This window comes from Paenibacillus elgii NBRC 100335, assembly GCF_004000865.1.
GTDB classification, from domain to species: domain Bacteria; phylum Bacillota; class Bacilli; order Paenibacillales; family NBRC-103111; genus Paenibacillus_G; species Paenibacillus_G elgii.
Window position 1 is genome coordinate 38337 of record NZ_BIMB01000035.1, and the last position, 14515, is coordinate 52851.

At 53.3% G+C, this 14515-nt stretch carries 12 protein-coding genes; 2 read left to right on the forward strand and 10 right to left on the reverse strand.

The genetic code is table 11. The annotated features are described in order from the left end of the window. Positions 1-117: 117 nt before the first annotated feature. The 7 genes from PEL01S_RS22840 to PEL01S_RS22870 form a co-directional block, all read right to left on the reverse strand. A complete protein-coding gene (locus PEL01S_RS22840) occupies positions 118-2079 on the reverse strand; it encodes an FAD-dependent oxidoreductase (protein ID WP_127461945.1) in 1962 nt (653 codons plus the stop codon). Between the two features lie 74 nt (positions 2080-2153). Beyond that, positions 2154-3692 carry a coproporphyrinogen III oxidase gene (locus PEL01S_RS22845; RefSeq protein ID WP_127461946.1) on the reverse strand — a complete coding sequence of 513 codons (1539 nt, stop codon included), beginning with the start codon at positions 3690-3692 and terminating at the stop codon, positions 2154-2156. Positions 3693-3893: 201 nt separating this feature from the next. Further along, positions 3894-4139, reverse strand: coding sequence for a hypothetical protein (locus PEL01S_RS22850; protein WP_127461947.1), 246 nt, complete (start codon positions 4137-4139; stop codon positions 3894-3896). Positions 4140-4209: 70 nt separating this feature from the next. Further along, the gene (gene dtd, locus PEL01S_RS22855) at positions 4210-4656 is read right to left on the reverse strand and encodes a D-aminoacyl-tRNA deacylase (protein WP_127461948.1); all 447 of its coding nucleotides are present in this window, start codon (positions 4654-4656) and stop codon (positions 4210-4212) included. A 41-nt stretch (positions 4657-4697) separates the two neighbouring features. Beyond that, positions 4698-6893, reverse strand: coding sequence for a RelA/SpoT family protein (locus PEL01S_RS22860; RefSeq protein WP_127461949.1), 2196 nt, complete (start codon positions 6891-6893; stop codon positions 4698-4700). A 134-nt stretch (positions 6894-7027) separates the two neighbouring features. Further along, positions 7028-8098, reverse strand: a complete 1071-nt coding sequence (locus PEL01S_RS22865; RefSeq protein ID WP_127461950.1) for a CotH kinase family protein — start codon at positions 8096-8098, stop codon at positions 7028-7030. A gap of 92 nt (positions 8099-8190) precedes the next feature. Further along, a complete protein-coding gene (locus PEL01S_RS22870; RefSeq protein WP_127461951.1) occupies positions 8191-8421 on the reverse strand; it encodes a hypothetical protein in 231 nt (76 codons plus the stop codon). A gap of 431 nt (positions 8422-8852) precedes the next feature. On the opposite strand from PEL01S_RS22870, the gene PEL01S_RS22875 reads away from it, so the two are divergent. Continuing rightward, on the forward strand, positions 8853-9491 hold the full coding sequence (locus PEL01S_RS22875) for a hypothetical protein (protein WP_127461952.1): 639 nt from the start codon (positions 8853-8855) through the stop codon (positions 9489-9491). A gap of 306 nt (positions 9492-9797) precedes the next feature. After that, positions 9798-10460 (forward strand): YwrJ family protein, encoded by a 663-nt coding sequence (locus PEL01S_RS22880; protein WP_108532974.1) that lies wholly within the window; start codon positions 9798-9800, stop codon positions 10458-10460. A gap of 70 nt (positions 10461-10530) precedes the next feature. Here the strand turns inward: PEL01S_RS22880 and PEL01S_RS22885 are convergent, their stop codons facing one another. The 3 genes from PEL01S_RS22885 to PEL01S_RS22895 are packed head-to-tail and all read right to left on the reverse strand — an operon-like array spanning position 10531 to position 14467. Further along, entirely contained in the window at positions 10531-11043 is a 513-nt protein-coding gene (locus PEL01S_RS22885; protein WP_127461953.1) for an adenine phosphoribosyltransferase, read from the reverse strand. Next, positions 11040-13493, reverse strand: a complete 2454-nt coding sequence (gene recJ / locus PEL01S_RS22890; RefSeq protein WP_127461954.1) for a single-stranded-DNA-specific exonuclease RecJ — start codon at positions 13491-13493, stop codon at positions 11040-11042. Before recJ ends, PEL01S_RS22885 begins: the two co-directional genes overlap by 4 nt. 23 nt (positions 13494-13516) lie before the next feature. Then, entirely contained in the window at positions 13517-14467 is a 951-nt protein-coding gene (locus PEL01S_RS22895) for a cation diffusion facilitator family transporter (protein WP_127461955.1), read from the reverse strand. Positions 14468-14515 lie beyond the last annotated feature (48 nt).

A 14515-nucleotide genomic window follows, 5' to 3' on the forward strand; every position in this document is an offset into this window, starting at 1 on the left:
TTACTTTGTCCCATCAACAGATCTACAAGATATGACATGGAATTAGAATTTATTCTACCCGCGAAGATATCCAAAGTCAAGAAAAAACATGTGCATGCTTGCAAATTTTCATGTGGATTATTTTGCCGCCTTCAGCGCGTTATATACGTCTTTTATCAGCATATACGTATCGCCGTTGGTCAGCTCCTGCTTGTTCGCAATGCCGTCCAATGTCGCGGCGGCAAGGAATCCTTTGCTCTGCAGCGTCTGCAGCGCTTGCTCGGGCGCCGTTTCCACCTTCAGCAGAAGGGCGATCATGTGCGCCGCTTGGTCCAGCGTAACCGGCAGCGTCTTCGGATCGGTGCCTTTGGCGAGCGCCTCTCCCGGGTTCCCGGCCATGGCCTCGGGCTTGAATTTGCGCATGCCCAAGAGAAGGTTGACTAACCGCTGCTGGTTGGACTTGCTGTCCAGCGCAAAGTTGTTGTCGTATCCGCCTGTCGCAAGACCGAGCGTGACCGCTACCTTCAGGCCTTCGTACGCTTTATGCTCCATGAACGGCTGCGCCTTGATGCTGAACGGCTTCAGTACCATGCCCTGATTATTCAGCGTATCCTGAAGCTTCGTAATGGCTTCCTTATTGGCGGACATTTGACGGAACGTGATTCCCGAGTCCTCCGCGATTTTCGCTGCCGCTCCGGCCGCTTCGGCGGCTGCCATGCCAACCGGAATGACGCGTGCGGTCCCGTGCGGGAGCGAATCGAAGCTCGCCGCGCGTCCGACGACCAGCAGCCCGTCCACTTTCAGCGGCACAATGCTGCGGAACGGTACGGCGTATTGCTGAGGCACGGTAATAACCGCACCGGTGTCCGCAGGCGACATGCGCTGAATATCGACCGGATAGGAGCCGAAACCGATGCGATCCCATTGATCGCGGTTTTCGAGCACGTCGATAATGCTGAGGCGGTATTCGCCTTGGATGTGACGCGTTTCGCGCACATATAGCTCCGGCGCTGTATCGTCCAATACGATGCCGGCAAATTCAGGATATTTTTCCTGCATGTATTTCACAATATTGGGAAGCTCGTCTTTGCCGAGTTTAAATGCTTCTTCCCGCGATTTGGGGTCGGTTCCGTCGATTCCGAAAATTTGCAGTGCATTGATCAGCATCGTATCGTTGTTCTGACGTCCGATGTTCAATCCCCGCATCCGCACGCGATCTTTATTGACCGCTGGATAATCCTTCATGTCTTTGTAGCCCCAAGCGCTCATTTCGTTCGCGCCCGTTCCGGCGTCGTTGTCTCCTTCCAGACGCTTGCGGACCTTGTCCCATACGTCCGGCGTGACGTTCTTCAACCGGAAGACGAGCGTCACAGCCATACGCGCCTTCTTGTCGCCAAGATCTTCGCGCCCCGTCGTATAAGGAACTCCGGCGGCTGCGGCAATATCCGCATCCTGCGTCGCATCGATAAGCGCTTTGGTTTGGACGGTTTTGACACTACCGTCGGCCAGCGTCAGCTTCATGCCCGTGATTTTGGAAACCGTTCCGGAAGGCGAAGTGATCGGCTCCATCGATTTGACCTTCAGCAGCACGTCAATATTTTTCTCCGCGGCTACCAGCGAGTTAAAGGCATTTGCAGCCGTCACGACATCGAATGAATCTCCTTCGATTTTGCCGTACCATTCCGCAAATATGCCCTTGTTGAGCATTTCCCGTTTATGAAGGACACTTTTGTCCGGCTCATAGTTCATGTCCAAGCTGTTCAACCATCCGAGAGTCATCAGTCCACCCAAGATCTCGCGGTCTTTTCCGTCAACCAGCAATGTCTTCTGGCCGTTGCGCGCCGCGGAAACGGCTGCCGCCACTCCCTCAGGGTCGGTACCGGCCACGATAAGGTCATAGCTGTCTTTTGGAGCACTTACCGTTTTCACTTCTTCCAGCTTCTGGGCCGCTTTTCGCTCACTGTTCCCCGTTCCTGCCTTCGTTCCCCCTGATTTCCAGTAATGCCATGCGCCGGCGCCAGCCGCAATTAGAACGATCAGTGCGATTACTAGTACGTATCCTTTTGCGCTGCCTCCGGAATTGTTCGATTTCCCTGCCATAATACACCTCTGCCATGTTATGATTTATGCCTGATCATTTGAAATTAAAACGAAGCGTGATCCGTTACACCGCCTCATGACGGCTGGCTGGCCGGAACGCCATAAGCATCGTTCAGCAGCCTGATTTTTTTGTCTACATACTCTTGATAAGCCTCATTATAGAAGGAGGGCTCCTTCGGGTTCGGCATCCGTTCGATGCGCTGCTCGTAGCCGTCCTCATGCTCGACTTTCGGATAAAGCACTTTGCTTACCGCGCCGCAGCCGAGTCCGATAATCGTCTGACGCTCTTCCATCATCAGAATGTTGTACAGACTCTCGAAGCCTTCGAGCGAATAGCCGACGTTCTCCTGATTGCCCAAAATGTTTTTCTGCCGGTACATATAATACGGCTTGTACCCGCGGCGCTCCATCCATTCGGAGGATGAGCGGATCATCTCGGCTATTTCGTCCCGCTCCGCCACTTCGTATTCGCTTTTGTTCTTTGTCATCTTGGAAGCGCGCTTGAAGGAGAGCGTATGAACCGTCAGCGACTCCGGCAGGAGCTCGGCCGTTTGATCGAGCGTCCTCTGAAGTTCGGCCATTCCTTCATTCGGCAGCCCGATAATCAGATCCATATTGATGTTGTTCAGCCCAAGCTTCCGGGCAAGCTTGAACTTATCGATCGTTTCCGTCACCGTATGGTGCCGTCCGATCGCATCGAGCGTCGCCTGCGTGAAGCTTTGCGGATTAATGCTGATCCTGTCGACCTTCCACCGTTTCATCACTTCAATCTTGTCTTCGGTAATCGTATCCGGACGCCCGGCCTCGACGGTCAGCTCGCGAACACGATCCATGGCCGGGAACGATTCATGCATCGAGACGAACAGCGCATCCATCTGCTCAGCCGTGATGCTCGTCGGCGTTCCTCCGCCCCAGTAAATCGTCGTTATGCCGACTCCGGCTTCCCGCATCCAGCGGCCCATCTCGCGAATTTCGTAATGCAGTCCTTCCAGGAACGCCTCGACGGACCCGTTATTTCCCCGAATATCGTACGCCGGAAATGTACAATAAGCGCATTTGGTCGGACAAAAAGGGATTCCGATATAAATGCTTACTTCCCGGTCCAAATGGAACAAATCAGGGATCACTTTCAACTGGCGTTCGGCTATTCCGGCGAGCAGCTCCACTTTCGGTTCGGTGACGAGATACTCGTCGCGCAGCGTTTGCTTGCAGCTTTCAATCGGTTGTTTCATCATCATGTTATGCATTAGCTTGGTCGGACGCACGCCTGTCAAAATCCCCCATGCCTGCTCCAGCCCGGTATACTCGCGAAGCACTTGAAGCAGCCCATAGACGACCGACCGCTTGACGATGCGTTTATGCCCGGCGTCCCGCGCATCCATCGCCCGTTCATGCTCGTTGTCGTAAGCGGCTCCCGTCTCCCGGTCGGTCAGTCGGATCTTGGACCTGATTACACGCTTCGTTTCATCGGCTTCCACCTCGGCGCGAACGTGCAGGCGCGCATCGTCCGTTCTCTCGTAGACCACTTCGACCTCTTCGAAAAAAAGCTTGCCTATATGAAACAGCTCATTGGCCTGTTCACCGAAACCGACACGCTCGAATTCGATTTTCAATGCATTCCATCCTCCGTTAATCGTCTGTGCGAGTCTGCCGCCGGATGCCGAAACCAATGCTTCGTTACACTTATAAGACGGGACTGCTGCACAAGAAGTTTCATATTGGAACAAAACTAGCAATAGTTTAGCATATTTGGCTGTTTAATGAAACAAACGGGCCGCTTTCGCACAATCCACGAAAACGACCCGTCTTTTTGGTCAGCGGAACGGTTTGCGTGCCGTCCGCTTCAGTTGCTCGCTGGAAGAAGAGAAATCGGCACGGATTTCCGTATCGTCCATGCCGGACGATTGCAATGCCGCCGCCTCCGCCAGACCGCCGGAAACAAGCTGCAGTTCCGGCATCAGTAAGCTTTGTTCTTTCGGCGATCGGTACATAATAGGCATAGACTCCTTAAATGTCGGGCAGCCGCACAAGATGAAATCGTGCGCAGGCTTATCTCTCATTGTCTCCCGCCTGAGCCTTGCTTATTCGTATGGATAAAAGTCGCTGTATGTGCGGCTCCTTTTTCGGATTCTAAGCCTGCTTGCTTTCGACGATGAGCGTAACCGGTCCGTCGTTGACGAGCGATACGTCCATCATTGCACCGAACCGTCCGGTCTCCACATGAAGCCCCGCTTCGCGAAGCATACCGTTAAACCGTTCGTAAAGCGGCTCCGCAAGCTCGGGACGAGCGGCTGCCATGAAATTGGGCCGTCTTCCCTTCCGGCAGTCCCCGTATAAAGTGAATTGAGAGATGGACAGCACCTGGCCTCCGGTCTCAAGCACCGAATGGTTCATTTTCCCTTGCTCGTCTTCAAATATGCGCAAGCCCGATATTTTATCGGCAAGGTACCGGGCATCCTCTTCGGTATCGCCGTCCGCAATGCCGACAAGCAGCACCAAGCCGTGGTCGATGCGGCCTACCGTCTCACCGTCCACCGTCACTTGTGCCGCTTTGCTTCTTTGCAGTACCACTCTCATGAACGTTCTGACTCCGTTTCAAAAATAAAATTTCCACGCCTTTAAGCCTGCATAATGCGCTGTACCGAATAAACGTCCTTGATCCGCTTGATTTTTTCCACGACCGAATGAAGATGATCGATATTGCGGATCAGTATCGTCATGTGGATGACCACCATCTTATTTTTATCCGAGCGGCCGGAAACGGCGGAAATGACCGTTTTGCATTCCGATACGACCTGCAGCACTTCATTCAGCAGTCCGCGCCGGTCGTGACCCGTAATTTCGATCTCGACATTGTAATTTGCCTCGATGTTGTCCGCCCACTCCACCTCGATCACGCGATTCCCTTCTTCGCTGCATTCCGGCGAAGGGATGTTCGTACAGTCCGAACGGTGAACGGAAACCCCACGTCCACGCGTAATATACCCGATAATCACATCACCCGGAACCGGATTGCAGCAGCGGGCAAACCGCACGAGCAGGTTGTCCACTCCTTTGACCCGGACCCCTCCGGTCGGACGGCCTTTGCGCTCCTTATCCGACACCGGCGCTTTCATTTCCTTAACCTCGGACGTAAGCATCGCCTGCTGCTGGGCTTCCTCCGCTTCCCTGCGAACCTTCTCGGTCAAACGGGTTACGATCTGGGCCGCGGTTATACCGCCGAAGCCGACGGCCGACAGCATGTCCTCAATTTCGTTAAAATTGAATTTCCGGGCGACCTCCAGCATCTCGTCATCTTTCGTCAGCGCAGGAACGTCGTAGCCGAGCCGTTTCAGCTCGCGCTCGATCATTTCGCGACCCTTGAGCACATTCTCTTCGCGGCGCTCTTTCTTGAACCATTGGCGGATCTTGGTCCGGGCGTGCGACGATTGAGCGATTTTCACCCAATCCTGACTCGGTCCATACGAATGCTTGGACGTCAATATCTCGATGATATCGCCTGTTTTCAGCTTGTGGTCGAGCGGGACGATGCGACCGTTGACTTTGGCGCCGATCGTACGGTTCCCGACCTCCGTATGAATCCGGTAAGCAAAGTCGAGCGGGACCGAGCCCGCAGGCAGTTCGATGACTTCCCCTTTCGGCGTAAATACGAACACCAGATCGGAGAAAAAGTCCATTTTAAGCGATTCGACGAATTCCTGTGCATCCTGCGTATCGTTCTGTAGCTCTAGAATCTCGCGGATAAAATGCATTTTGTCTTCGTAGCTGCCTGACGGGACAGAAGTGCCTTCTTTATAGGCCCAATGCGCGGCGACCCCGTACTCCGAGGTGCGGTGCATCTCAAACGTGCGGATCTGCACTTCCAACGGCTCGCCTTTCGGACCGATGACCGTCGTATGCAGCGATTGATACATATTCGGCTTCGGCATGGCGATATAATCTTTGAAACGGCCGGGCATCGGCTTCCACAGCGTATGGATGATCCCCAGCGTGGCATAGCAGTCTTTAATATTATCGACGATAATCCGCAGCGCCAGCAGATCGTAGATTTCATTGAATTGCTTGCTTTTCACCGTCATCTTCTTGTAAATGCTGTAAATATGCTTGGGTCTTCCCGAGATATCGCCGTCGATCCCCATCTCCTGCAGCTTCTCGCCTACGGAAGCAATGACGTCGCTTAAGTACTGCTCCCGTTCGGCGCGCTTCTTCTGCATCAGGTTCACGATGCGGTAATACTGCTGGGGATTCAAGTATCGCAGAGCGATGTCTTCCATCTCCCACTTGATCGCCGATATCCCCAGACGATGTGCGATTGGGCAAAAGATCTCCAGCGTCTCGTCCGCGATGCGCCGCTGCGCTTCTTCCGACTGGTGCTTGAGCGTTCGCATGTTGTGCAGACGGTCCGCCAATTTAATAAGAATGACGCGAATGTCCTGTGCCATGGCGACGAACATTTTGCGGTAGTTTTCGTTCTGGTGCTCTTCCTTGCTCTTGAATTTGATTTTCTCGAGTTTGGTGAGGCCGTCGACGATCATCGCACAGGTAGCGCCGAACTTTTCATGCACCGTTTCGAGCGATACCGTCGTATCCTCCACCACGTCATGGAGCAGCGCAGCAATGATGGAAGTCGTATCCATCTGCATGTTAACCAAAATATCCGCTACGGCAAGCGGATGCAATATATAAGGCTCCCCGGATTTGCGCACTTGGCCGTAATGCGCCTGATCCGCAAATTCATAAGCTTCCCGGATTCGTTTCAGGTCATTTTCTTTCACATATGTGGATGCCTTCGCAAGAAGCTGCTCTATCCCCATCCGTTCATCCATTCCCTTAATTCGATTTTAATCCATTATGCCCTTGAACCGGGGGCTGCGTCAAGAATTTGCGGGACAAACCGACATATTACGCGCAAAACGGACAATTGTACACGCTCCGCGTACGCTGACGGTTACAAATCCCGCAGCGCATCGGCAACTAGCCTTCGGCGTTCTTCGATGTACCTGCGGATCATCCATACTTCGCCCTCGAACTCGGAAACCGACCATTTGCGGGCCGTATCCCGTACCACATGAGGCCTGATCGCGTTATGCATGGTGTAGGCGACGGGAATGATTTTTGTTACCGTGAACGGGTCGTTCAGCATAGCCGCAAGCAGCTTTTTATATTTGCTCCGGACGGCCGGAAATTTCAGCAAGGTACGGGTTAGCCGGTTATAGCCCGTCACACGCACCAAATCGCTGCCACACGGTTTGCCGAAGCAGTTCCTCCCCCAGGTGCCTTCGTAATCCCATGGAATGATCCGGTATTTTTGTGATTTTCGGTGCCGGTATATGGCATAGTTCTGATCGAAGCCGTCATAATTTCCGGTTAACACGGCCCCTGCCAACCAGCGGAGGTAATTGTCGATGTCCAAGCGAAGCTGCAGATAGGATAATAGCGCTTTAGAGCTGTCCGAGCCGAGCGTATTCAGCTTGCGGATAAACAACGTGAGCTTGCTCCGGTCATCCGAGGATCCGATCATTTGCTTGTAGCCTGAAAACAATGACGATTTTTTGCGGCTCGTATCGTTCGGATACAAGCTGAAGTTCGCATTGTCGTTTACGGCATAAAATAACGACTGAACCGAGATTCCCCGTCTTTGGAAAAAATAGCGGTCGACTCCTTCGATCTCCAGATACACCCCTAAATTTTGGCCGTTGAGCCGGAGCAAGCAATGTCTGGTTTGAGAGCACGGCACCCCGATCCACTCGAAAAAGCGAAACGACAACGCATTCCGAATCAAGGAAGGATCGTCGTACTCGGCATTATAATGGTATGTTTTTCCGCCCCGAACGACTTCGTAGGAACGTTTCGGGTAGTCGCGTGTATGTCCGCCCCGGTAACGAACCTTGATCTCCTTTTTCGTCCCCTCGGACACCATGCTTCCTTGAACGAACCGGTTGCTCCAGACATTTTTTTGCAGCTGTTTCAACTGCTGCTCGCCAATGACCAAATGCCTCACAGGCAGTTCTGCAAACATCGACCTTCCGCCTTTCTCTACAAAGCAAAAAGCCTATCCTTGTGGATAGGCTTTTTGTGCTACTTTACCGTATGCATCCGCAAACAGCTCAGTCACGGCGATTGCCTTGTCAGCATAAGCCTGATGGTTTGACGCCAACTAACATTAGCTCCGGCCGCTGCGGCTGCGGCCACTGCGATGGCTGCGGTGACTGCGGTCACTGCGGTGACTACGGTGGCTGCGGTCACTGCGATGGCTGCGGTCACTGCGATGGCTGCGGTCACTGCGATGGCTGCGGTGGCTGCGGCCGCTACGATGGCTGCGATGGCTTCGGCTGCGATCACGCCGTCCGCTGCGGGAGCCCCATTCGCCTTGATTTCCGCCCCAAATCCACGGTTCACAATTAGGAAATAAAGGATTCATAGTGCAAAACTACCTCCTTTCCTATTGATAGTTTTAGATTATGCTTGCGGTGACAGCGTTGCCATGGACAAACGCTAATTCTTGAAAAAGCGCGCGTTCGCCTTGTCCGCCAAAATCTACCAGAAATATGTCCAATCCTCAAGATACTGGCGGAAATTAAAAGACAACTAGATTTCAGACTATACCGAATGATGCGAGATACATATAAATAAATTACAAATCAACTCCATTGATAAATGAAAGGAGGTTGGTGCCCATGCGGTAAGTTGTCGATTCGGTGACAAGCCGTCGGCAGGGCATCTATTCAGGGAATCAGAAAAACCATAATTTTATTACACGGAGGGGAATTATCATGGTAGAAAACAGCACGTTTAAAAGTTTGATCGGTTCGGAGGTAAAAATTAACCGGGGAGGGCATGATGCCATTACCGGTAAATTGATCGGAGTTCATTCCAACTATGTGGCCCTAAGTTCAGAAGATGGTGCCGTCTATGTTAATACGACTCATGTGAAGAGCATTTCGCAGTCCCCCAACCAAAAAAGCTCCGGGACGAACGGATCGATCACGACGCACATCAAAGCCTCCAGCTTTAACGCTTTGTTGCATGAGCTTCGCCACAACTTCGTGAAGATTAACCGGGGAGGACCGGAGAAACTGGAAGGTATTATCTCCGATGTCACATCGGACCATGCTATCGTCATTACTAACAACGAACTTATTCGCGTCCCCCTCTTCCATATTAAGAGCGTTACCGTCGGACTGAAAAGCCGTGGGAATAAAAACGGGAACAAAAGCAGGAATACCAACGGAAATGCAAAATCAGGCGGCAATAAAAGCAGCAAGAGCAATCGCAGTGGCAACCGTACTAATCGCAGTGACCGAAGCAACCGCAGCCAGCGAAGCGATCGCAGTCATCGCAGCAGCCGCAGCGGTAATCGCGACAGGGGATCGCAAGGCTTTAACTTTTGGACACCTCCTTTCTTCTCTTAAGCCGCGGACAAGGCGCCGAAAGCCTGGCTTACGAACTGCATATGGCCGTTTGGCAGCTATGCTTTGAGGGTCGGGATGCTTCCCTTGTGACATGGACCGGCTGGACAGTAACCGTCTTTTTTATGACGGTTATTTTTCTAATAGGCTTGCAGCCGGCACTAAAAAAAGGCGACTCAAACGAAATTCCGCCCTGCCCCCGGACGCGCGCAGATGTTAAGCAGCCACCGTGTGTCCGGCGGCTTCGGGCGGTCACTTGGGAGACATCGCTTCCACTTAAGTATTGCGAAAAGTAAGGAGGTGTTTCATATGAAAACGATGCGCTCGTATATTAATCAATACGTCGAGTTGTCCGTCTCCGGCAGGAAGGATTGTGTACGCGGCTTATTAATTGATATCGGCAGCGACATTATGGTTCTTCACGATGGAGAACGGTTTTTATACCTCCCGCTCCTGCATCTGCAGCAGATGTCTCTTTCCGTCAAACAAGAGGCAGGTGTGGAATTTTCGGGGATTTCATGGGAACCGTCGCAAGATTTATCGTATCGAAAAGTGTTGATGAACGCCAAAGGGATGTTTACCGAACTATATATAACGGGGAATCAATCGATTCACGGATACGTAACGAGCATCATGAACGACTTTTTCGTCTTCCAATCGCCGGTCTTTCATTCCGTTTTGATCGCTATGCGGCATTTAAAATATTTAATTCCTTACAGTCCGAATGCAACGCCTTATGCCATGAATCCGACTTCCTTTCCGGTCAGTACACCGACCATGGCTCTGGCGCGAACGATCGATCAACAATTGAAAAAATTAGAGGGGGAGTTCGTCGTATTGAATCTGGGAGAAAACCCTGGCAAGATAGGTCTGTTAAAAACCGCCGACACCCCCATTATCGAAGTCATTACTTCCGGCGGCGCGTCGATGTTCATGCATATCGATCATGTCAAAACGGTCCACCGCCCTTGATGCGATGTCTTGGATGGACAAAAAAGCGGCCCAAGGAATTTTATTCCTTCAGGCCGCTTTTCCATGAATATTAATACTGTACGAGCGAAAATACTTCGATCCCGTCCAGCTTATCACGTCCGTTTAGCTCCAAAAGCTCGATCAGGAACGCCGCCCCGACCACTTCTCCGCCCAACTGCTTGACCAGGTTGATCGAGGTTGCGATCGTGCCCCCTGTGGCCAGCAAGTCGTCGGCGATCAGCACTTTTTGGCCCGGAGTAATCGCATCGTTATGCATCGCAAGTTTGTCTTTGCCATACTCCAGTGCGTAATCCGCTTCAATCGTCACCCCTGGCAGCTTTCCGCTTTTGCGGATCGGCACGAAGCCGACTCCCAGTGCGATCGCGAGCGGCGCGCCGATCACGAAACCGCGCGCTTCCGGCCCGGCGATGCAATCGATTTCTTTATCCTTCAAGAGGCGGGCAAGCTCTTCAATAACGGCTTTGTAGGCTTGGCCGTCTCTCAGCAGTGTCGTAATATCCTTAAAGCTGATTCCCGGCTGCGGGAAGTCTTCGATAACGCGAATATAATCTTTGAAGTTCATACAATTTCCTCCATCGTGGAATGATTTGGTTCCGGTCCTCTCAGAAGCTTCAAACGAAGCTCCTTTGCGGAGCAGTACAAAAGCTCCTGCTCTACGTCCGGCCGTTTCGAACGGCTGCGGTAAAGCAGCGAGGCGGATAAATCTTTTTTCTCGGAGGAGGGCACAACCCTGTACCCTTCCCCTTCCGGCTCGATCAAGCCGATCTCGGTAAAAACGTCCAATATAAACAGGACGAGATGCGGCGAAAGCGCGCAACGTCTTGCGATCGCCTGAACAATCTGGCCGCCTCCGGACCGGTTCGCGGCTTCCGGCCGCAATGCCATGACGGCGCCGTATACGGCTTTGAAACTCTCGCGGCCCGGCATGATGCTGCCTTGCTTATCCTCTTCGGTGCCTCCGAACGCAGCGTAATACCGCTGCGCAGAGGACGCTTCGGCGGCCAGCGCGTGCAACTGCTCCATCCTCTGCGGGAGGGAGTAAATGAACACGTCCGAAGCCCCCGATAACGGCGTAAGTCCTGCACGTTCGTTCGCAGGCCGAAACCGGCCATGAATGTCGGCACACCACAGCGTGTATTGGGCAGAAGGCGATTGGAGCGGAGCCGGAACCGCCTCCCCAAATACGATAACTGCAGGTGAAAAGTCATGCTGCCCCGAATGATGCCGTTCAAGCCGTTCGCACAGCTCCGCCAGCTTCTTTTCCGGCTTCGGAGCCCCCCGCCAATCGAACAGCTGTATTTCCGGCACGCGCACGTCCTGGATCATAATTTGCGGACGGCGTACTCCGTTCCATTCGTTGATGGATAGCTCCCCGAGCACTTCAAGCTGTGCCGACGGCGATATCCATTCCGCCAGAGAAGCTTTACCGAATCCGACCCCATCCATGGCGGCCGCCGTTTCATCCTGCGCAGACCGGAGAGACAGCTTCAAATGCTGCTGCTCCTTGCCCATCGTGCGCATGTCATTTAAAGCAAGATCGCCGAACACGAAACGTGGGGACGGGTTCCCCATCCCGAACGGTCCAAGCCGCTCCAGCTGTCCGATGCTTTCCAAGGTTACATCACTGAAATCGCAGACCAGATCCGCATCCAGCTGCGGTATGTAATCGTCCGGCGTCAGCCATTCTTTCGCCAGCTGCTCCAAGCGGAGCCCTAGTTCCGGCAAATGAGCCCTTGCAAGCGTCATGCCCGCAGCCATCGGATGACCGCCGTAATGATCCATCAAATCGGAGCAATGCGTTAAGGCACGGTACATGTCGAAGCCGGCGATCGAACGCGCAGAGCCTTTGGCCATACCAGTTTCCGGATCAATGCCCAAAATAATGGTCGGCCGGTAAAAGCGATCGACGATCTTGGAGGCAACGATGCCGATCACACCGACGTTCCACTCTTCGTGAGCCAGTACAATAGCATCGGGCAGTCCGACGTCCGCTTTGCGTTTTTCGACCATGTCTACGGCCTGCTTGGCCATTTCGTCGACAATGCGCTGCCGCTCCTTGTTCAGTTGATCCAGCTCGAATGCCAGCTGATCCGCTTCCTGTTCGCTCGTCGTTGTCAGCAGCCTGACCGCCGTGTCTGCGCTGAGCAGACGGCCGCTTGCATTGATTCGGGGCGCCAGAGCAAACCCGATATGCGTAGAGGTTACCTCCCGAACCGGAACGCCGGCTATTTCCAGCAGCGATCGAATACCATAATTCGATGTCGATCTCATCCGTTCCAAGCCTTGCTTCACGATGATCCGATTTTCGTCCGTCAGCAGCATAAGATCGGCCACCGTACCGATGGCGGCAAACTCCAGCAACTCCTCGGGCCAACGGCCGAGCAGCGCTTGTGCGAGCTTCAGAGCGACGCCTACCCCTGCAAGCTGCTTGTATGGGTATGGACAACCCGGCTTTTTCGGGTTGATCAATACGTAAGCGTCCGGAAGCACCTCCGGCGGCTCATGGTGATCCGTGACGATGACATCGATTCCCAGAGCGTTCGCATGCGCGATTTCCTTCACGGCGCTAATGCCGGTATCGACCGTTACGATCAGCCCGACACCCTGCTCCTTCGCCGCGTCAAGCGCAGCGGTATTGAGACCGTATCCTTCGTGAACGCGATGCGGAATGTAATAATCGAACGTGCAGCCGAGCTGCCGCAGCAGATGAACCATCAGCGTCGTGCTGCTGACACCGTCCGCATCGTAATCGCCGTAGATGCGAATATGCTCCCCGTTGTCGATCGCTTTTCGAATTCGTTCCACCGCTTGTTCCATACCATCTAAAAGGAACGGATCGTACGTCTGATCCGTTCCTCCGTTTAAAAAATGTGCGGCTTGCGCGGAATCTGTTATTCCCCGGACAACGAGCAGTCTTGAGATGATCGGCGGCAAATGAAGCTCCTCCGCCAACCTTTCAGCCGCATTGCCGTCTGCCGCGCCGATATTCCATCTTGCCTTCGCCTGAAGCATGACGGCCGTTCCCCCTATTCCTCTTAATGAAGCAGCGTGGGCATATCGTCAGGCTCCGAATCCGTACTCTTGTACGGATAACCTGCATCGTACGGATTGACGTGAACGAACACGTCGGAAACGTGCAGGAACCGTTTCATGAGCGTAAGCTTGACGATTTTGGCAATATCATGCCCTTCCTGAATCGAGATGCGCGGATTGACGCTGATTTTTACGTCGACAATGACATAATGGCCGTGCTCCCGCGCCCGCAGTTGATCCACAGCAATAACGCCTTTAATGCGCTGTACCGTTTCAAGCAAATCTGCCGCATCTTCTTGATGCAGTACGTGGTCCATCGTGCTGTGAACCGAATCCATCAATAAACGGTATCCCATTCGAAGCACCATGACCGCGACGACCAAACCCGCAATCGGGTCCAAGTAATATAGGTAAGCAATTCCGAAATAGGAGCCGAGCATCGCGCCCCCGACGCCGATAAAAGCGGCAATCGAAGAATAAACATCGGAGCGGTGCTCCCAAGCGTTAGCGATCAGGGCTTGACTCGCCAGCTTCTTCCCAAGCCGGAACTTGTATTGAAACATCGCTTCTTTGACAATGATGGACAAGATCAGCACCGTCAGCGCGAAGCCTTCCGGCGGTTCATGCACGCCGCCATAGATCGATTTCACGGCCGAAATGCCGATTTCCACGCCGACCACAAGCAGCAGTACCGATAAAACAATAGCCGCTATCGGCTCCGCCTTGCCGTGTCCGTACGGATGATCTTCGTCAGGAGGCTTCTTGGCCGCGCGAAGGCCGACCAGCACTGCCACCGATCCTACGACATCCGACGCCGAATGGAACGCATCGGCCATCAATGCTTTACTGTTGGCCATATAGCCGGTTACGCCTTTCAGAAGGGCCAGGGCAAGATTTCCTGCTATGCCGATCCATGCGCCCGCTGCCGCTTGCTTGTAACGTTCCTCCGTCATGGGCCACTCCTCCATGAGATTGATAGAAAGGCCGCGGAAACTTGCCGT

Coding starts and splice junctions, on each gene's coding strand:
- PEL01S_RS22885 (WP_127461953.1), bottom strand. CDS start 11,043: ATGAACTTCAAAGATTATATTCGCGTTATCGAAGACTTCCCGCAGCCG.
- PEL01S_RS22840 (WP_127461945.1), bottom strand. CDS start 2,079: ATGGCAGGGAAATCGAACAATTCCGGAGGCAGCGCAAAAGGATACGTA.
- recJ (WP_127461954.1), bottom strand. CDS start 13,493: ATGCTTCAGGCGAAGGCAAGATGGAATATCGGCGCGGCAGACGGCAAT.
- PEL01S_RS22860 (WP_127461949.1), bottom strand. CDS start 6,893: ATGGGGATAGAGCAGCTTCTTGCGAAGGCATCCACATATGTGAAAGAA.
- PEL01S_RS22895 (WP_127461955.1), bottom strand. CDS start 14,467: ATGACGGAGGAACGTTACAAGCAAGCGGCAGCGGGCGCATGGATCGGC.
- PEL01S_RS22850 (WP_127461947.1), bottom strand. CDS start 4,139: ATGAGAGATAAGCCTGCGCACGATTTCATCTTGTGCGGCTGCCCGACA.
- PEL01S_RS22875 (WP_127461952.1), top strand. CDS start 8,853: ATGGTAGAAAACAGCACGTTTAAAAGTTTGATCGGTTCGGAGGTAAAA.
- PEL01S_RS22865 (WP_127461950.1), bottom strand. CDS start 8,098: ATGTTTGCAGAACTGCCTGTGAGGCATTTGGTCATTGGCGAGCAGCAG.
- PEL01S_RS22880 (WP_108532974.1), top strand. CDS start 9,798: ATGAAAACGATGCGCTCGTATATTAATCAATACGTCGAGTTGTCCGTC.
- dtd (WP_127461948.1), bottom strand. CDS start 4,656: ATGAGAGTGGTACTGCAAAGAAGCAAAGCGGCACAAGTGACGGTGGAC.